Raw genomic sequence first — 17,175 nt, forward strand, 5'->3', positions numbered from 1 at the left:
TCCAGATGACCGCCACCAGGGAGCGCCTCATCGACGCGGCCTTCGCGCTCTTCGCCGAGCGCGGCTTCGACGCCACCACCGTGGACGACGTGGCGGCGCGCGCAGGTGTCGGTCGCACCACGTTCTTCCGGACCTTCCGGTCCAAGGAGGACGTGATCTTCCCCGACCACGACGCGATGCTCGCGTCCGTCGGTGACCGGTTGCGCACGGCGACGACGGCCACCGCCGCCATCGCCGTCACCGAGGCCGCCCGCCTCGTCCTCGAGCACTACCTCGCCGAGGGCACCCGGGCCCAGCAGCGCTACAGCCTCACCCGGACCGTGGCGTCGCTGCGCAACCGCGAGATCGCCAGCCTCCAGCAGTACCAGCGCACGTTCGCCGCCTTCTTGGCCGACTGGCTCGGCTCCGGCACTGAAACAGGCACCGAGGCTGGCCTGCGTGCCGATCTGATGGCCAACGCCGTGGTGACCGCGCACAACCACGTGCTGCGCCGCTGGCTGCGCGAGGACATCACCGCACCCCGGGCCGAGCGGGAGTTCGCCGCCGCGATGGCCGAGGTGCTGCGGATCTTCGCCCAGCCCGAGCCCCAATCCGAGCCCGACCACGGCGCCCGCGGCGAGACCGCCGTCGTCGTCCTGCGCACCACCCGTCCCCTCGACGAGCTCGTGCCCGCGCTGCGCGAGCTGGTCGACTCCCCCGTCACCCAGGAGGACCCGTCATGACCGTCAAGGACCGCCGACCCAGCCAGGCCGCCTTCGCGACCGCCACCTTCACCGAGACCCGCCGGGTCGGGGGCGAGTGGCGGCAGGTGCCGGCCTCACGGGTGCACGCCAAGACGATGGGCAGCACCGTCACCCTGTGCGGCCAGTCGACCCTGAGCTGGTTCAAGTTCTGGGACATCGCCTTCGTCACCGTGCAGTCCGACCGGTGCCCGCAGTGCACCGACGCCCTCGCCCAGCGCTTCGCCGAGGCCCGTCGCCGGTAGGCAGGCTGCGCGGCACCCGCCGATCATCGGTGTCCTCGCTGGTGTCCGACGAGGACAACGAGTCGTGCCAGGTGATGCAGGACGTCGAGGGCAACGAGTTCTGCCTCGACTGACGCCCGACGTCACCAGGTGACCTCTTCGCAGCCGGGCGTGGGGCGCGCCTCGACCTGCAGGGTCGCGTGCTCGATGCCGTAGCCGGCGCGGAGCGTGCGCTGGGCCGCCTGCAGCACACCGTGGCTGTCGGCGTCGGAGGTCAGCAGCAGGTGGGCGGTGGCGACGTTCATCCCGGACGTCAGTGTCCACGCGTGCAGGTCGTGCACGTCGTCGACGCCCGGGATCGCCGACAGGTCGGCGGCCATCAGGTCGACGTCCACGCCGTCGGGCGCGTGCTGGCCCAGCACCGCGAGCACCTGGCGGCCGAGGCCCATGGCGCGTACGGCGACGAACAACCCGATCGCGAGCGCGACCACGGTGTCCCACCAGCCGCGGCCGGTCCACGCGACCAGCAGGCCGGCCGCGATCACGCCCACGCTCCCGGCCGCGTCCGCGACGACCTCGAGGTAGGCGCCGCGCACGTTCAGCGACTCCTGGGCGCCACCGCGGAGCAGCGCGATCGAGACGACGTTGATCGCGAGGCCGACCACGCCGACGACGAGCATCGGCGCGCTCGCCACCTCGACGTCGTCGCCCGTCCGGCGCAACGCCTCGACGACGACGTACACCGAGACGCCGAGCATCAGCAGCACGGACAGGCCGGAGGCGAACACCTCGGCGCGGTAGGAGCCGTACGTCCGGCGCCCCGTGGTGTCGGGGCGGGTGGCGATCTTCGTGGCGACCAGGGCCGCGCCGAGCGCGACGACGTCGGCGGCCATGTGCCCGGCGTCGGAGATCAGCGCGAGCGAACCGCTGACGACGCCCACGACCAGCTCGACCACGAAGAAGACAGCGACCATCGCGAACGAGATCGCGAGGCCACGGCGGTGCCCACCGGCGGCGGTGGCGACGCCTCCACCGTGTCCGTGTCCCGCACCCATGTCGTCCTCGTCACTGCTCCGTGTCACTGCTCCGTCGCGGCCGGTCGTCCGCATCCGGTCCGAGGCTAGCCCGACCGGCGGGGCCGCCGAGCCAGGATGAGACGGGAGTCTCAGGCGTCGTTGGCGCAGCGGAAGCCGGTGTTGCCGCTCGCCGAGTCGGGGGTGTTGCTCGAGCGGGCGGCGACGCGGTAGCGGTGGCAGTAGGAGTGGTGGCACAGGTAGGAGCCGCCGCGCATCACCCGGGCCGTGCCGGTGTCCGGCCCGCGCGGGTCGTCGACGGGACTGGTGGCGTAGTAGCCGGGATCGAACCAGTCGGCGCACCACTCCCACACGTTGCCGGCCATCTGCCACAGGCCGTGCCCGTTGGGCCGGTAGGTCTTGACCGGCGCGGTCGTGAGGTGGCCGTCCTCCTCGGTGTTGGACCGTGGGAAGTCGCCCTGCCAGATGTTGCACTGCCAGCGACCGCGCGGGGTGAGCTCGTCGCCCCACGCGAAGCGGCGCCCCTCGAGACCACCGCGGGCGGCGTGCTCCCACTCCGCCTCGGTCGGCAGCCGCTTGCCCGCCCACGCGGCGTAGGCCGCGGCGTCGCGCCAGGTGACATGCACGACCGGGTGGTTCTGCCGGTCCTGGATGCTGGTCGCCGGCCCGCCCGGGTGCCGCCATGACGCACCGCGCACCGCCCACCACCACGGCGCCTCCGCCACTTCCTGCAGCACGTCGGACCGCTCGCCCCGGAAGGCGAGGTGGAACACGGCGGAGACCCCGAGCTCCTCGGCGTCGGTGACGTGGCCGCTGTCCTTGACGAACGCGGCGAACGACGCGTTGGTCACCGCGGTCGCGTCCATCCAGAAGGGCTCGAGCCGCACCTCGTGCACCGGGGTCTCGCCGTCGCTGGCGTAGCCCTCGCCGAAGGCGTCGCCCATCGCGAAGCGACCGCCCGGCAGCAGGACCTGCCCCCGCGTGCTCCGCGGCCGCGCGACGGCCGCAGGGGCGTCGGGCGCCGGCGACGCACCGCTCCCGCCCGGCGCGCAGCATGCCGAGGCGTGCTCGGCCGGGCGTCGAGCGTCATCCGACATCGGTCGTCTCCTCCTCGACCACCTCGGGCATCACCACGTTGAAGCGCCGGCGCTGCGCGGTGACCACCACGTCCTCCGACTGCGAGACCCGGCTCGCGGTGTCGAGCGCGGTCAGGACGTAGCGACCCATCGGCGGCATCGTGAGCTCGTAGTGCCCCTCGTCGTCGGTGCGGGTCGCGCCCATCGACTCGCCGGAGGCGTCGGTCAGGACCACGAGCGCGTCGGCGACCGGCCACCCGTCGCGCGAGACCACTCCCGCCACGGTCAGCCGCTCGCGGATCTGCAGCGTGGGCGTCGCGTCGGGCGTGAGCGGGCGCAGCTCGGAGCGGGCCGCCCAGCCCTCGGCACCGAAGACGACGAGGTACTCCCCCGGCCCCGGCAGCACCACCGACCACCGGCCGTTGTTGTCCGCGCGCGCCCAGTCGGCCTGGCGACCGCTGCGCTCCAGGACGGAGACCACCGCGAGTCGCGCGCCGGTCCCGTCGGGCGCCTCCACCCGCCCGCGGACGACGACCTCGGCGCCCTCACCGCGGCGTACGGCGTCGGGCCGGGCCGGCGTGGGCCTCCCGGGCCCGGTCTCGGGCAGCGTGACGAGGGCCGGCGAGATCCGGGCGGGCACGAGCATCCCGACTGCCGCCCCGAGGAACGCGGCGCCAGCGGCCAGCCAGCTCGTCGCGTGGATCGACGCCTCGGACGGGAAGCCTCCGGCCACCGTCCCGGCCGTCAGCACGGCGGCGACCGTGGCCGAGCAGGTCGAGGTGCCGATCGAGCGGACGACGGTGTTGAGGCCGTTGGCGGCGGCGGTCTCGGTGATCGGCACCGACTGCATGATCAGCACCGGCATCGCCGCGAAGCTCACGGCGACGCCGATGGACACGACCGCGACGCCGATGAGCAGCTCGAGGGCAGAGCCGTCGAGCAGGATGCGCAGGACGTAGCCGAAGCCCATCGTCAGCAGCCCGGCGATGAGCGTGATTCGTGCTCCGAAGCGCCGGGTGATCGCGGCCGACGCCGGCGACATCAGCACCATCAGGAGGCCGCCGGGCAGCATCGCCAGCCCCGCCTCGGTCACCGAGAGCCCGAACCCGATGCCGCTGGCGACCGGGAACTGCAGCACCTGGACGACGACGAGCAGGTTGGCGAACATCGCGAAGCCGGCGAGCAGCGAGGCGATGTTGGTGAGCAGCACCGGCCGGCGCGCGGACGTGCGCAGGTCGACCAGCGGCTGGCCGGTGCGCAGCTCCCACGGGGCCCACAGCGCGAAGAAGAGCACCGCGACGAAGAACGTCAGCAACGTCCACTGCGAGGTCCACCCCCACTGACCGCCCTTGGAGATGCCGAGCAGGAGCGCCGTCAGCGCGACCGACATCAAGATCGCGCCGAGCCAGTCGAAGGTGCCGGGGGCGCGGACCTTGGACTCCGGGACGATGGTGAGCACGAGGCCGAGCATCACGACGGCCATCGCGACGCTGCCCCAGAAGACCGACTGCCAACCGAAGTGGGAGTACATGACGCCCGCCAGCGGGATGCCGACGGCACCACCGATGCCGAGCGTCGCGCTCATCAGGGCGACGGCCCCGCCGATCTTCTCCGGCGGAAGCTCGTCGCGCATCGTCGAGATGCCGATCGGGATGAGCGCCGGCGCGAAGCCCTGGAGCGCCCGCGCGACGATGAGCACGGCCAGCGAGTCGCTCGCGGCGCCGAGCACCGAGCCCAGCAGGAGCACGACCAGCGACACCACGATCATCCGCCGCTTGCCGTGCATGTCGGCGAGCTTGGTCAGGATCGGGGTCGCCACGGCGCTGGTGAGGAGGGTGACCGTGACGAGCCACGAGGCGTTGTCCGAGGTGGTGCCGAGCAGCCGTGGGAAGTCCGGGAGCAGGGGCACCACGAGGGTCTGCATCAGGGACACCGCGGTGCCGCACAGCGCGAGCACGAGCACGATCGGTCCCGACCGTCGCGTCGGGGCCGGGATCACCGCCCCCCGGGTGGCGGTCGCGGTCATGGCATCCCCTCGAGTCGGCGGTCGTCGTGGCGACTCTTCCATCCGTCGGTCGGTCGCCGTCAGTCGGGCTGCCCGACCAGGCCCGCCGCCTCGATCCCGGCCAGCGCGGCCAGCTCGTCGTGGTCGGAGGTGTCGCCGGTGACACCCACTGCGCCGAGGAGCCCGCCGTCCGCGTCGCGCACGAGCACGCCACCGGGCACCGGCACCAGCGCGCCGACCGTCTGCGTGACGGCGGCGATGAAGTAGGGCTGCTGCTCCGCGCGCGCCATCAGCGCCCGCGAGCCCAGGCCGAGCGCGACGGCGCCGTGGGCCTTGGCGTGGGCGATCTCGAAGCGCTTGGTGGAGGCGCCGTCCTCCCGCTCGACGGCCACGACGTGGCCGCCGGAGTCCAGCACCACCACGGTGAGCGGCTTGTACGACGCCGCGCGGCCGGCGGCGAGCGCGCCCGCCACCACCTGGCGGGCCTGGGCGAGGGTGATGTTCACGAGGCGGCTCCCTGCTGATGCTCGGACTGGTGGTCGGACTTCGCGGCGCGACGGTGGCGGTGCAGGATCGGCTCGGTGTAGCCGGAGGGCTGGGCCAGCCCGTCGAGGACGAGCTCGCGGGCGGCGCGGAACGCCACGCCGTCGTACGCCGGCCCCATCGCGACGTAGCCGTCCGCGGCCTGCTGCTGGTCCACCACGTCGGCCATCCGGCGGAACGCGGCGTCGACCTCGTCGGCCGTGACGACGCCGTGGCGCAGCCAGTTGGCGACGTGCTGCGAGGAGATGCGGCAGGTGGCCCGGTCCTCCATCAGCGCGGTGCCGTGGATGTCGGGCACCTTGGAGCAGCCGATGCCGTCGTCGACCCAACGCTTCACGTAGCCGAGGATCCCCTGGAGGTTGTTCTCGACCTCGGCGATGCGCTCCTCCTCGGACCAGTCGGTCTGCTCGGCCAGAGGGACGGTGAGCAGGTCCTCGAGCGTCGTACGGCGCCCGCCGGCCAGCTCCTGCTGTCGAGCGGCGACGTCGACCTGGTGGTAGTGCAGCGCGTGCAGGGTGGCGGCCGTCGGCGAGGGCACCCAGGCGCACGAGGCACCCGATCGCGGGTGGCCGATCTTCTGCTCGAGCATCGCGGCCATCTCGTCGGGCATCGCCCACATGCCCTTGCCGATCTGCGCCCGGCCCTGCAGCCCGCAGGCGAGCCCGATGTCGACGTTCTGGTCCTCGTAGGCCGTGATCCACGGCGTGGACTTCATCTCGCCCTTGCGGATCATGGCGCCGCCGAGCATCGAGGTGTGGAGCTCGTCGCCGGTGCGGTCGAGGAAGCCGGTGTTGATGAAGGCGACGCGGCCGCGAGCGGCGTGGATGCAGGCCTTGAGGTTGGCCGAAGTGCGCCGCTCCTCGTCCATGATCCCGAGCTTGATCGCGCCCCGTCCCAGGCCGAGCAGGTCCTCGACGGCGGCGAACAGGTCGTCGGTGAAGGCGACCTCGTCAGGCCCGTGCATCTTCGGCTTCACGGCATACATCGAGCCGGCGCGGGAGTTGGCGAGCTCGCCGCGGCCCTGGAGGTCGACGAGGCTGCACAGCGCGGTCATCACCGCGTCGAGGACGCCCTCAGGCACCTCCTCGCCGTCGACGAGGACGGCGTCGGAGGTCATCAGGTGGCCGACCTGGCGCACGAACAGCAGCGAGCGGCCCGGGAGCACGACCTCGCCGTCGGGTCCGTCGTAGACCCGGTCCTGCTCGAGCCGGCGCGTCGTCGTGGTGCCGCCCTTGGTGACCTCGGCGGTCAGCGTGCCGCGGTTGAGCAGGAGCCAGTTGCGGTAGCCCGCGACCTTGTCGTCGGCGTCGACCGCGGCCACCGAGTCCTCGAGGTCCATGATCGTGGAGACGGCCGACTCCATCAGGAGGTCCTTCACCCCGGCGGCGTCCGTGCGGCCGATCTCGTCGTCGCGGTCGACCTGGACCTCGACGTGCAGGCCGTGGTGCACGAACAGCACCGCCTCGGGTGCGGCGGGGTCGCCGCGCCAGCCGACGAGCTGGCCGGGGTCGGCGAGCGCCGGGCTGAGTGTGCCGTCGTCGACGGCGTAGGCCGTCACGTCGGCGTGGCTGCCGTCCGCGAGCGGGACGTGCTCGTCGAGGAAGGCACGCCCGCGGGCGATCACCTCCTCGCCGCGTCGGGGGTTGTACGACGTTCCGCGCTCGCGGCCGTCGGTCTCCGGGAGGACGTCGGTGCCGTAGAGCGCGTCGTACAGCGAACCCCAGCGGGCGTTGGCCGCGTTGGTCGCGAACCGTGCGTTGAGCATCGGCACCACCAGCTGCGGGCCGGCCTGGACCGCGACCTCGCGGTCGACGTCCTGCGTCTCGATGGTGAAGTCGGCCGGCTCCGGCACGAGGTAGCCGATGTCGCGCAGCAGCTGGAGGTAGCTCGCCTGGTCGGTGACCGGCCCGGGGTGGGCGGAGTGCCACTCGTCGAGGCGCGCCTGGATCTCGTCGCGGCGATCGAGCAGGGCGCGGTTGCGCGGGGCGAACTCCGTGAGGATGCCCTCCACGCCGCCCCAGAACGCGGCCTCGTCGAGGCCCGAGCCGGGCAGGGCCTCGTCGCGGACGAAGGAGTGCAGCACGGGCGCGATCTCCAGCCGGCCGACTTGGATGCGGTCCATCGAGGGACGTCCTTTCGTATTCGTGCACGGCGCAATAACCTCTCCGCAATATAGAAGGGCCGGCGTCACCGAGGTCGCCGAGCCGGAAGGGCGATCCGCGTGAGCCCCATCCAGGAACTCGTCGCCGAGCTCGGGAGCGACGTCGTCGTGACCGACGCGGAGCGGATGGACAAGTACCGCCGCGACCGTGCGGACGACCCCGGGGCGGGCGTCCCGCTCGCGGTCGTCCGCGCCCGGTCGACCGCCGACGTGCAGGCCGCGGTGCGGTTCGCGGCGGCGCACGCCGTGCCGGTCGTGCCCCGCGGGGCCGGGTCGGGACTGTCGGGCGGGGCGTCGGCCGTCGACGGGTGCCTGGTCGTGTCGACGGAGCGGATGGCCGACATCGAGGTCGACCCGGTCACCCGCACCGCCGTCGTCCAGCCGGGGCTGATGAACGCGCAGGTGAAGGCCGCGGCCGCCGAGCACGACCTGTGGTACCCGCCCGACCCGTCGTCGTACGAGATCTGCTCGATCGGCGGCAACGTCGCGACCAACGCCGGTGGGTTGTGCTGCGTGAAGTACGGCGTCACCACCGACTACGTGCTCGGGATGACGGTCGTGCTGGCCGACGGGTCCGCCGTCACGCTGGGCGGACCGCGCCTCAAGGACGTCGCGGGGCTCTCGCTGACCAAGCTCTTCGTCGGCTCGGAGGGGACGCTCGGCATCGTCACCGAGGTCGTGCTCCGGCTGATCCCGCGGCAGCGCCCGCCCGCGACGCTGGTCGCGACCTTCGCCACGCTGGACGACGCCACGGACACGGTGCTGGCGATCACGCGGCAGCTGCGGCCCTCGATGCTCGAGTTCATGGACGGCCCGACGATCAACGCGGTCGAGGACCTGACGAAGATGGGCCTCGACCGCACCGCCGCGGCGATGCTGGTGATCCAGTCCGACGAGCCCGCCGGGCACGCCACCGCCGAGTGCGAGCTCATCGCGAAGCTCTGCAGCGAGCACAGCGCGACCGAGGTCTTCCACACCGACGACCCCGACGAGGGCGAGGCGTTCGTGGTCGCCCGCCGCAGCGCCATCCCGGCGGTGGAGCGCACCGGCACCCTGCTGCTCGAGGACGTCGGCGTGCCGCTCCCCCAGCTCGGGGCGCTCGTCGACGGCATCGCCGCCATCGCCGCCGACCGCGACCTCACCATCGCCGTGATCGCGCACGCCGGCGACGGCAACACCCACCCGCTGATCGTCTTCGACCCGGGCGACGCCGACATGACCGAGCGCGCACAGACGGCGTACGGCGAGGTGATGGACCTCGCCCTGCGGCTGGGCGGGACCATCACCGGTGAGCACGGCGTCGGTCGCCTCAAGCGACCGTGGCTCGCCGACTACCTCGGCCCCGACGTGCTGGCCCTGACCCACAAGATCAAGGACGCGCTCGACCCGCAGGGGATCCTCAACCCCGGCGCTGGGTACTGAGCCCCACCGACCCGACCACGAAGGAGAGCGACCATGACCTCGTCCCACGACCCGAGCACCCCGGACGTCGACACCCCGGACGTCGACACCCCGGACGTCGACACCGACCCGGCCCACGACACCGACCAGGACGAGGGGTGGTCGTCCGAGGGCGGCGCCACCCCGTCCGGACCGGCCACGGCGACGGACGACGGCGACGACGACTAGTCACCGCCGCTGAGTCACGAGCCCGGTGACGAGCCCGATGACGAGCCCGATGGCCGCGTCCTCAGACCGGGTCGGGGGCGGGCACGACCTGCGGTCCGGTCGAGGGATCGGGGTCGACCACGGGCTCGCCCGGCTCGGTCGGCAGCGGGTCGCCGGCGGGGACCACCTCGGGGTCGGGGGGCTGCGGTGCGCTGGGGGTCGTCGTCATGTCGTCAGGTACCCATCGCCGACATGACCATGATCGACGCCCGCCGGAGGCGGTGGCGCCGCGGCACTGGCATGACCCGACGCTCGCGCGGGTACCCGCCGCCCATGACGACCACCCCCTCGGGAGAGCCGGTCCTGCTCGACGAGCTGACGACGGCAGGGACACGCGAGCTCGCCGCCCTCGGCGCACGGGCCGCAGCCGTCGCCGGGGACGTCGACGCGGCACTGGAGCTGGCCGCCGACGTGGGAGCGTCCCTGCCGCGGCCGGGATCGGGCCAGTCCGCCTTCGTCTGGTCCGTGCTGGCCACGCTCGGCGCGTCCGACCTGACCGTCGCCCGGGTGCTGGAGCCGCACCTCGACGCGATCGCGATCCTCGACCAGGCCGGCGAGCCCGCCGGACCGGGGACGTGGGGCGTCTTCGCGGCCGAGGGGCCGGGCGAGCCGCTGCGCGCGAGCAGCGCCGCGACGGGCGACGGGGCGGGCGGCGGGGCGGCGTACCGCCTCGACGGGCGCAAGCACTGGTGCTCCCTCGGTGCCGTGCTCGACCACGCGCTCGTCAGCGCCTGGGTCGGCGACCGTCGACAGCTGTTCGCCGTCGACCTGCAGGCCCCGGGCGTCCGGGCGGTGGCCGGGACCTGGGTCGCGCGCGGGCTCGCCGACGTCGACTCCGGCCCCATCGACTTCGACGGCGCGAGCGCGCGGGCGGTCGGCGAGCCGGGGTGGTACCTCGAGCGGCCGGGCTTCGCCTGGGGCGGGATCGGGGTGGCCGCCGTGTGGTTCGGTGGCGCGGTCGCGCTGGCCCGACGCATCCGCACGAGCGCGACGACGCGGCCTCCCGACCAGGTCGGGCTCATGCACCTCGGAGCGGTGGACGCCGCCCTGCACGCGGCCCGCTGCACCCTGTCCCACGCTGCCGCGGCACTGGACGCGGGCGAGCTGACCGGCGACGCCGGTGCCCGCGCGGCGCTGCGCGTGCGCGAGGTGGTGGCGCTGGCCGCCGAGGACGTCCTGCGCCGCGCAGCGCACGGGCTCGGACCGGGTCCGCTGGCCACCGACGAGGACCACGCTCGGCGCGTCGCCGACCTCGAGCTCTACCTCCGTCAGTGGCACGCGGAGCGCGACCAGGCTGCCCTGGGACAGGCCGTGGGCGCCGCGGGACCCGCCCCGTGGTGACGGCGCCCGCCTTCCGCCACGACCGGCCCGGCACACCCGAGGAGGCCTGGTCGCGGTCGCTGGCCGACCGCGACGTGCCGCCCCTCCGCCTCCCGGCCACGGCACGCCGGCTGCTCGTCCTCGGCGCCCACCCGGACGACGAGGCGCTGGGCGCGTCCGGGCTGATGCGGTCGGCCTCGCTCGCCGGGTGGGAGGTCGGCGTGCTGTGCGCGACCTCGGGCGAGGGCTCGCACCCCGACTCCGTCACCCTGTCCCCCGCCGGGCTGGCGACCGTCCGGCGCCTCGAGCTCAGCGCGTCCGTGGCCGTGGCGGCACCGGCCGCGACGACGGCGTGCCTCGGGCTCCCGGACGGCGACGTCGCGTCCCACGTCGACGAGCTGGTCGACCACGTGGTCGCCGCGATCGGCACCCAGGGCAGCGAGGTGGTGCTGTGTGCCCCGTGGCGCTCCGACGGTCACCCCGACCACGAGGCGGTCGGCCGCGCGGCGGCGATCGCCGCCGGACGCACCGACGCGCACCTGCTCGAGTACCCGATCTGGCTCTGGCACTGGGGCCACGACGCGGACCTGCCGTGGGACGACGTACGGCGCCTGCCCCTCGACGAGGACGCGCGCGCCACCAAGCGTGCGGCGATCGCCGCGCACGCCACCCAGATCGCACCCATCTCGCCCGCCCCGGGCGACGAGGTGCTGCTCACTGCGGAGGTGCTCGCCCACTTCGACCGCGCCGACGAGCTGTTCGTCGAGACGACCGGGCGGGTCCCCGACGACGCTCTCGAGCGCGTCCATCGTGACGACCCGGACCCGTGGGAGGTGGACTCCTTCTACGAGCGCCGCAAGCGCGCCGTCACCCTCGCCGCGCTGCCCCGCGAGTCCTACGGGCGGGCGCTCGAGGTCGGCTGCTCCGTGGGCGCCCTCGCCGTCGACCTGGCGACGCGGAGCGAGCGGCTGCTGGCCGTGGACGCGAGCGAGGCGGCGGTCGCAGCGGCCCGGCACCGCGTCGCCGGGCTCCGCGACGTCGAGGTCCGACGCATCGACGTACGCACCGAGTGGCCCGACGGGGCCTTCGACCTCGTGTCGATCTCCGAGGTGGGCTACTTCCTGAGTCCCCGTGCGCTCGGCGAGCTGGTCGAGCGCAGCCTGGCGTCGTTGACGCGCGACGGACACCTGCTCCTGTGCCACTGGCGGCACCAGCCGGTCGGCTGGCCGCTCGCGGGGCCCGCCGTCCACGCCGCGTTCCTCGCCACCGGAGCGCCGGTGCTCGTCGCGCACGACGAGCCCGACTTCCTGCTGCACGTCCTGGGGCGACCCGCGTGAGCACGCCGCTCGCCGTGGCGGTGGTCATCCCCGCTCGGGACGAGGAGGCGCTGCTGCCGGGCTGCCTCGACTCGGTGTCCCGCGCGGTCCGTGCGCTCGGCCGGGAGCACCCGGAGGTGCGCTGCCGGACATTCGTGGTGCTCGACTCGTGCCACGACGGGACGGCGGGGATCGTGGCCGGACGTCGCGACGTGAGCGCGGTCCCGGTGCAGGCGGGATGCGTCGGTGCCGCCCGCGCGGCCGGCGTCGACGCGGCGGCCGTGTGGTCCGGTCGCGCCGCCGCCCCGCGGGTCTGGATCGCGAACACCGACGCGGACAGCACCGTCCCCGAGCACTGGCTGGTGGACCAGGTGCGCTTCGCGACCGCGGGACTGACGCTGGTCGTCGGCACCGTCGAACCCACCGCCGGCGACCTCACGGCCGAGGAGATGGTCCTGTGGCGGGCCCGCCACAGCGTCGGCGACGGTCATCAGCACGTCCACGGCGCCAACCTCGGCTTCACGCTGGCCGCCTACCGCGCGGTCGGCGGCTTCCGTCCGCTACGGGTCCACGAGGACGTCGAGCTGGTCGCCGCGATGCGCGCCGACGGGGTCGCCACGGTGGCGACCGGCAGCCTGAGCGTCACCACGTCGGGGCGCCGGCACGGCCGCGCTCCGGACGGCTTCGCCGCCTACCTCGACGGGCTGGGTGCGTAGGAGGCCACCGGCCCGCCGAGCGGGTCGGCGTCAGAGCGCGCGCAGGTGCTCCTCGAGGCTCTCGGCCACGCGGTCGGCGAGCAGCTTGAGCCCGGCGGGCATGAGCGGCTCGGCCAGCTTGGCGGCCCCGTGCGGGGTGAACTCCGCGTGGTAGGTGAGCTCGGTGCCCGACGCGGTCGGGCGCAGCGTGATGGTGTCGAGCAGGGTCAGCGAGCCGGCGTCGCCGGCGAGCTGCATCCGCTGGTTCTCGACGAGCTCCTTGACCTCGTAGTCGACCTCCTGCTCGGAGCCGAGGAACTTCGACACGTTGTGGTAGCGCGTGCCCACTCCCCCGTCGCCGGAGGTGCGCTCGGTCCTGACGGTCGGCGGGTCCCACTCCTCGGTGTTGGTCCAGTCGCTGATGTACGTCCAGACCCGCTCCACGGGCTGGTCCACGGTGATCGTGCGTTCCACGGACGGCATGGGTCGTCCTTTCGTCGAGGTCGGTGTGGCTGCGCCGTACCCCCCGTGTCGCCCGTCCATGTGCGCGGCGGTCAGGAGCGACCCGGCACCCAGTCCAGGCCCAGCAGGTCGCCGGGCACCTCCTCGACGCGCAGCGCGCCGGACTCCAGCAGCTCGGCGCGACCGAAGCCACCCGAGCGCAGCGCGACGCAGCCGATCCCCGCGGCCTCGGCCGAGCGGACGTCGTAGACCGTGTCGCCCACGAGGACCGCGTTGTCGACGTCGCCCAGCCTGTCCAGGGTCTCCTGCACGAGGTCGGGCGCCGGCTTGGACGCGTCCACGTCCTGCGACGTGACGAGCTCCGCGATGTCCGACCCGATGCCGAGCAGGTCGACCGCCTCGCGGGCGAACTGCGGGTCGCCGGACGAGGCGAGCGCCACGACGTGCCCCTCACGGGCCAGGAGGCGGACGAGCTCCGACGCGCCGGGCAGCGGGCGGACCTCGGCCCGCAGCTCGAGGTACTCCTCGCGCCAGGCGTCGCGCAGGTCGTCGCCGTACCGCTCCTCCGTCTCGTCGTCCGCGACCTCCGCGACCAGCCGGTCCCCGCCCATGCCGATCGAGCGGTGGACGCGCCACATCGGCGGGACGTCGGTGAGGCGGGCGAAGGCACGCAACCATGCGACCGCGTGGTGGTAGGTCGAGTCGACGAGGGTGCCGTCGATGTCGAAGAGGACTGCTGAGGTGGTCATCCGCGGACGTACCCGCGCCACTCGTCCACATGCGCCGGTCACGAGCGGGTACGGCGGGTTCCCAGCGTCCACGCGAGGAGACCACCATGCGCTTCGGCTACTTCCTGTCCTGCGAGGAGTACACCCCTGCCCAGCTCGTCGAGCAGGCCGTGCTCGCCGAGGAGGCGGGCTTCGAGTGCCTGTGGATCAGCGACCACTTCCACCCGTGGAACGACGAGCAGGGCCAGAGCCCGTTCGTGTGGTCGGTGATCGGCGCGCTCTCGCAGGCGACCCGGCTGCCCGTGACGACGGCCGTGACCTGCCCCACCGTGCGCATCGATCCCGTCGTCGTGGCCCAGGCGGCAGCGACCAGCGCCGTGATGCTCGAGGGTGGGTTCACCCTGGGGGTCGGCACCGGTGAAGCGCTCAACGAGCACGTGCTCGGCCGGGTGTGGCCCACCCTCGACGTCCGTCTCGAGATGCTGGAGGAGGCGATCGGCGTGATGCGCGAGCTGTGGGACGGCGACTTCGTCAACCACCACGGGAAGCACTACACCGTCGACACCGCCCGGATCTACACGCTGCCCGAGACCCCGCCACAGGTCTTCGTCTCCGGTTTCGGCCCGAAGGCGACGGACCTGGCGGCCCGGGTCGGTGACGGCTACATCACCACCTCGCCCGAGCGCGAGCTGCTCGACCGCTTCCGCGAGGAGTCGGGGGGCAAGCCGACCCAGGGCGGGGTCAAGGTGTCGTGGGCGGCGACCGAGGAGGAGGGGGCCGAGATCGCGCACCGCCTCTGGGCCAACAGCGGGCTGCCCGGCGAGCTGGCCCAGGTGCTGCCGTCGCCCCGGCACTTCGAGCAGGCCTCCACGCTCGTCACCGTCGAGCAGACCCGCGAGTCGGTGTCGTGCGGCTCCGACGTCGCCGCGCACATCGATGCGTTGATGCCCTACGTCGAGGCCGGCTTCGACGACGTGTACGTCGCCAACATGGGCCCGCACTACGCCGAGATGATCCGCGCGTTCGGCTCGGAGGTCCTGCCGGTCCTCCGCGAGCGCAGCGCCGACCAGGGCGCGTCCACCCGATGACGTCCGTCGGCCTGCTCGTCGTCGGCAGTGGTCCGGCCGGGGTCCACGCCGCTGCGGCCTACCTGCGGGCGGGTGGCGCGGGGTCCGTGCTCCTGGTCTCCGCGGACCGCGATGCGCCGTACCAACGACCGCCGCTGTCCAAGGGCGTGCTCGCCGGCGACGACCCGGTGGAGGGGACGGCGATCCTCGACGACGAGGACGACCTGGACGCGTGGCGCCGGGTCGAGGTGGAGCTGGGCACCCGGGTCGAGGCCGTCGACGTCGTACGCCGCAGCGTGCTGTGCGACGACGGACGCCGCCTGCCCTACGACCGGCTCGTCCTGGCCACCGGCTCCGCGCCGGTCCCGCTGCCCGGGGCCGACGCGGACGCGCCGGTGCACCTGCTGCGTAGCCTGGAGCAGGCCCGGGCCGTGGTCGGCGCCCTCGACGGGGCTGGGACCGTCGTGGTCGTGGGCTCGGGCTTCATCGGCTGCGAGGCGGCCGCCGCGCTCGCCGGGCGCGGCCTGCGCACGGTCCTCGTCACCCCGGAGCACGCTCCCCAGGCCGCGCGTCTCGGCGACTGGGCCGGCGGCCGCATCGCGACCTGGCTGATCGCGGCGGGGGTCGAGCTGCGCACCGGCGTCGAGGTCGAGTCGGTCGCACGGACGGGCGTGGTCCACCTCGGCGACGGCGAGGAGGTCCCCGCCGACCTGGTGCTCGCCGCGGTCGGCGTGCAGCAGGACCAGCCCCTGCTGCGCACGATCGACGTCGAGGTCGACGAGGGCCGGGTCGTCGTCGACGCCGGGATGCGCAGCACCGACGAGCACGTGTGGGCCGTGGGCGACGTCGCCGCGGCCCACCACCCGGTCGCGGGTCGCACGCTGACCGTGGAGCACTGGGGCGACGCGATCGCGATGGGTCGCACCGCCGGCGCCAACGCGGCCGCGGCGAGCCTCGACACACCGGATGCCGCGACCGAGTGGTCGGACCCGCCCGGCTTCTGGAGCGAGATCGGCGGGCACACGCTGAAGTACTCCGCGTGGGGCGACGGCTTCGACCGGGCGTCGGTCGTCGAGCACGACGCCGGGTCCTTCACGGTGTGGTACGCCGACGAGGACGGTGAGCTCGTCGGCGTGCTGACCCACGGCTGCGACGACGACTACGAGCGCGGCGGTGACCTCCTCGCCCGGCGCGCAACCCTCGCCGAGTCCCTGGAGACCGGAGGGTGACCGGGACGGAGGCCTTGCGCAGCCGTGGGGCGCGGGTAGCGTCGCGACCAGTCAGACCGGGTGGAGAGGAGCAGGTCCGCGTGACCGCTGACGTCTCCGACCGCGCACGGCCCCCGTCGTTGTCGGCGAGCCTGCTCGGCGCCGCCCACCTGGGCCCGGGCGTCGCGGTGACCGTCCTGGCGGGCCTGCTGGCGCTGGCCCAGGACCTGTCGGCGACCCGGCTCGTGCTGGTCGTCTCGGCGGTGCTGGCCGGCCAGCTGTCCGTCGGGTGGAGCAACGACCTCGTCGACCTCGGCCGCGACCGGCGGGCCGGCCGCGCCGACAAGCCGCTGGCCGCTGGCGCCGTCCCCGTCCGTCTGGTCACGGCCTGCTGCGCGGTCGCCGTCGCGGCGTGCGTCGGGCTGTCCCTCGCGTGCGGTGTGGTCGCCGGCCTGGTGCACCTGCTGTGCGTGGCCGCCGCGTGGGCCTACAACCTGGGGCTCAAGTCGACCGTCTGGTCCTGGCTCCCCTATGCCGTCGCCTTCGGCGGGCTCACCGTCTTCGTCGCGCTGGCCGGCGATGGCCGGGCTCCGTGGTGGTGGCCCGTGGGCGCTGCGCTGCTGGGCGTCGGTGCCCACCTGCTCAACGTGCTCCCCGACCTCGCCGACGACGCGGCCACCGGCGTGCACGGACTGCCGCACCGCCTGGGTCGGCGCTGGATCGCCCCCGTCGCCACCGCGGTGCTCCTCGCCGGCACGGCGGTCGTGCTGCTGGGTGGCGCGCCCCCCACCGTGGTCGCCGTGGCCGCCGCCGTCGTCGCCCTCGCGCTCGCGGCCGTCGTGGTCTCGGGCTCGGGACGGCGACCGTTCGTCGCCGCCGTCGGGATCGCCCTGATCGACGCGATGATCCTGGTGGCCGCCCGATGACC

The 17,175-nt window shown here is 73.9% G+C and carries 18 protein-coding genes; 10 read left to right on the forward strand and 8 right to left on the reverse strand.

Translation table 11 applies throughout. The features are described 5' to 3' along the window. Window positions 1-5 precede the first annotated feature (5 nt). Complete coding sequence (locus C7S10_RS16420; RefSeq protein ID WP_108345515.1) at window positions 6-722, forward strand: TetR/AcrR family transcriptional regulator; 717 nt, start codon at window positions 6-8, stop codon at window positions 720-722. Beyond that, entirely contained in the window at window positions 719-985 is a 267-nt protein-coding gene (locus C7S10_RS16425; protein WP_108345516.1) for a hypothetical protein, read from the forward strand. Before C7S10_RS16420 ends, C7S10_RS16425 begins: the two co-directional genes overlap by 4 nt. A gap of 122 nt (window positions 986-1,107) precedes the next feature. Here the strand turns inward: C7S10_RS16425 and C7S10_RS16430 are convergent, their stop codons facing one another. The 5 genes from C7S10_RS16430 to C7S10_RS16450 all read right to left on the reverse strand — a co-directional run bounded on the left by C7S10_RS16430 (window position 1,108) and on the right by C7S10_RS16450 (window position 7,744). Beyond that, the gene (locus tag C7S10_RS16430) at window positions 1,108-2,019 is read right to left on the reverse strand and encodes a cation diffusion facilitator family transporter (RefSeq protein WP_108345517.1); all 912 of its coding nucleotides are present in this window, start codon (window positions 2,017-2,019) and stop codon (window positions 1,108-1,110) included. Window positions 2,020-2,129: 110 nt separating this feature from the next. Then, window positions 2,130-3,095, reverse strand: a complete 966-nt coding sequence (locus tag C7S10_RS16435; RefSeq protein WP_108345518.1) for a formylglycine-generating enzyme family protein — start codon at window positions 3,093-3,095, stop codon at window positions 2,130-2,132. Further along, window positions 3,085-5,100, reverse strand: coding sequence for an MFS transporter (locus C7S10_RS16440; protein WP_108345519.1), 2,016 nt, complete (start codon window positions 5,098-5,100; stop codon window positions 3,085-3,087). The genes C7S10_RS16435 and C7S10_RS16440 overlap by 11 nt, the downstream gene beginning before the upstream one ends. Before the next feature lie 59 nt (window positions 5,101-5,159). Then, complete coding sequence (locus C7S10_RS16445; protein ID WP_108345520.1) at window positions 5,160-5,585, reverse strand: GlcG/HbpS family heme-binding protein; 426 nt, start codon at window positions 5,583-5,585, stop codon at window positions 5,160-5,162. Next, on the reverse strand, window positions 5,582-7,744 hold the full coding sequence (locus tag C7S10_RS16450; protein WP_108345521.1) for a malate synthase G: 2,163 nt from the start codon (window positions 7,742-7,744) through the stop codon (window positions 5,582-5,584). Before C7S10_RS16450 ends, C7S10_RS16445 begins: the two co-directional genes overlap by 4 nt. Before the next feature lie 99 nt (window positions 7,745-7,843). Here C7S10_RS16450 and C7S10_RS16455 point away from each other — a divergent pair, with 99 nt between their 5' ends. Both C7S10_RS16455 and C7S10_RS22300 read left to right on the forward strand, forming a co-directional pair. Then, window positions 7,844-9,205, forward strand: a complete 1,362-nt coding sequence (locus C7S10_RS16455) for an FAD-binding oxidoreductase (protein ID WP_243395428.1) — start codon at window positions 7,844-7,846, stop codon at window positions 9,203-9,205. Window positions 9,206-9,238: 33 nt separating this feature from the next. Continuing rightward, window positions 9,239-9,412 (forward strand): hypothetical protein, encoded by a 174-nt coding sequence (locus tag C7S10_RS22300; protein WP_165807186.1) that lies wholly within the window; start codon window positions 9,239-9,241, stop codon window positions 9,410-9,412. 61 nt (window positions 9,413-9,473) lie between these two features. Here the strand turns inward: C7S10_RS22300 and C7S10_RS22305 are convergent, their stop codons facing one another. Continuing rightward, the gene (locus C7S10_RS22305) at window positions 9,474-9,620 is read right to left on the reverse strand and encodes a hypothetical protein (protein WP_165807187.1); all 147 of its coding nucleotides are present in this window, start codon (window positions 9,618-9,620) and stop codon (window positions 9,474-9,476) included. Between the two features lie 104 nt (window positions 9,621-9,724). On the opposite strand from C7S10_RS22305, the gene C7S10_RS16460 reads away from it, so the two are divergent. The 3 genes from C7S10_RS16460 to C7S10_RS16470 are packed head-to-tail and all read left to right on the forward strand — an operon-like array spanning window position 9,725 to window position 12,803. Then, a complete protein-coding gene (locus C7S10_RS16460) occupies window positions 9,725-10,792 on the forward strand; it encodes an acyl-CoA dehydrogenase family protein (RefSeq protein WP_108345522.1) in 1,068 nt (355 codons plus the stop codon). Continuing rightward, window positions 10,786-12,108: a bifunctional PIG-L family deacetylase/class I SAM-dependent methyltransferase gene (locus tag C7S10_RS16465; RefSeq protein WP_165807188.1), complete on the forward strand. Its 1,323-nt coding sequence runs from the start codon at window positions 10,786-10,788 to the stop codon at window positions 12,106-12,108. The genes C7S10_RS16460 and C7S10_RS16465 overlap by 7 nt, the downstream gene beginning before the upstream one ends. Continuing rightward, window positions 12,105-12,803, forward strand: a complete 699-nt coding sequence (locus C7S10_RS16470; RefSeq protein ID WP_165807189.1) for a glycosyltransferase family 2 protein — start codon at window positions 12,105-12,107, stop codon at window positions 12,801-12,803. Before C7S10_RS16465 ends, C7S10_RS16470 begins: the two co-directional genes overlap by 4 nt. 30 nt (window positions 12,804-12,833) lie before the next feature. On the opposite strand, the gene C7S10_RS16475 is transcribed toward C7S10_RS16470, so the two are convergent. Both C7S10_RS16475 and C7S10_RS16480 read right to left on the reverse strand, forming a co-directional pair. Next, a complete protein-coding gene (locus C7S10_RS16475; protein ID WP_108345525.1) occupies window positions 12,834-13,265 on the reverse strand; it encodes an SRPBCC family protein in 432 nt (143 codons plus the stop codon). A gap of 71 nt (window positions 13,266-13,336) precedes the next feature. Beyond that, window positions 13,337-13,993 (reverse strand): HAD family hydrolase, encoded by a 657-nt coding sequence (locus C7S10_RS16480; RefSeq protein ID WP_108345526.1) that lies wholly within the window; start codon window positions 13,991-13,993, stop codon window positions 13,337-13,339. Window positions 13,994-14,079: 86 nt separating this feature from the next. Here C7S10_RS16480 and C7S10_RS16485 point away from each other — a divergent pair, with 86 nt between their 5' ends. The 3 genes from C7S10_RS16485 (at window position 14,080) to C7S10_RS16495 (ending at window position 17,173) form a co-directional block, all read left to right on the forward strand. Continuing rightward, complete coding sequence (locus C7S10_RS16485) at window positions 14,080-15,060, forward strand: TIGR03557 family F420-dependent LLM class oxidoreductase (protein WP_108345527.1); 981 nt, start codon at window positions 14,080-14,082, stop codon at window positions 15,058-15,060. Continuing rightward, window positions 15,057-16,268: an NAD(P)/FAD-dependent oxidoreductase gene (locus C7S10_RS16490; protein WP_108345528.1), complete on the forward strand. Its 1,212-nt coding sequence runs from the start codon at window positions 15,057-15,059 to the stop codon at window positions 16,266-16,268. The genes C7S10_RS16485 and C7S10_RS16490 overlap by 4 nt, the downstream gene beginning before the upstream one ends. 80 nt (window positions 16,269-16,348) lie before the next feature. Further along, a complete protein-coding gene (locus C7S10_RS16495) occupies window positions 16,349-17,173 on the forward strand; it encodes a UbiA family prenyltransferase (protein WP_108345529.1) in 825 nt (274 codons plus the stop codon). Window positions 17,174-17,175: the final 2 nt, after the last annotated feature.

The organism is Nocardioides currus (assembly GCF_003057875.1).
Lineage (GTDB): Bacteria > Actinomycetota > Actinomycetes > Propionibacteriales > Nocardioidaceae > Nocardioides > Nocardioides currus.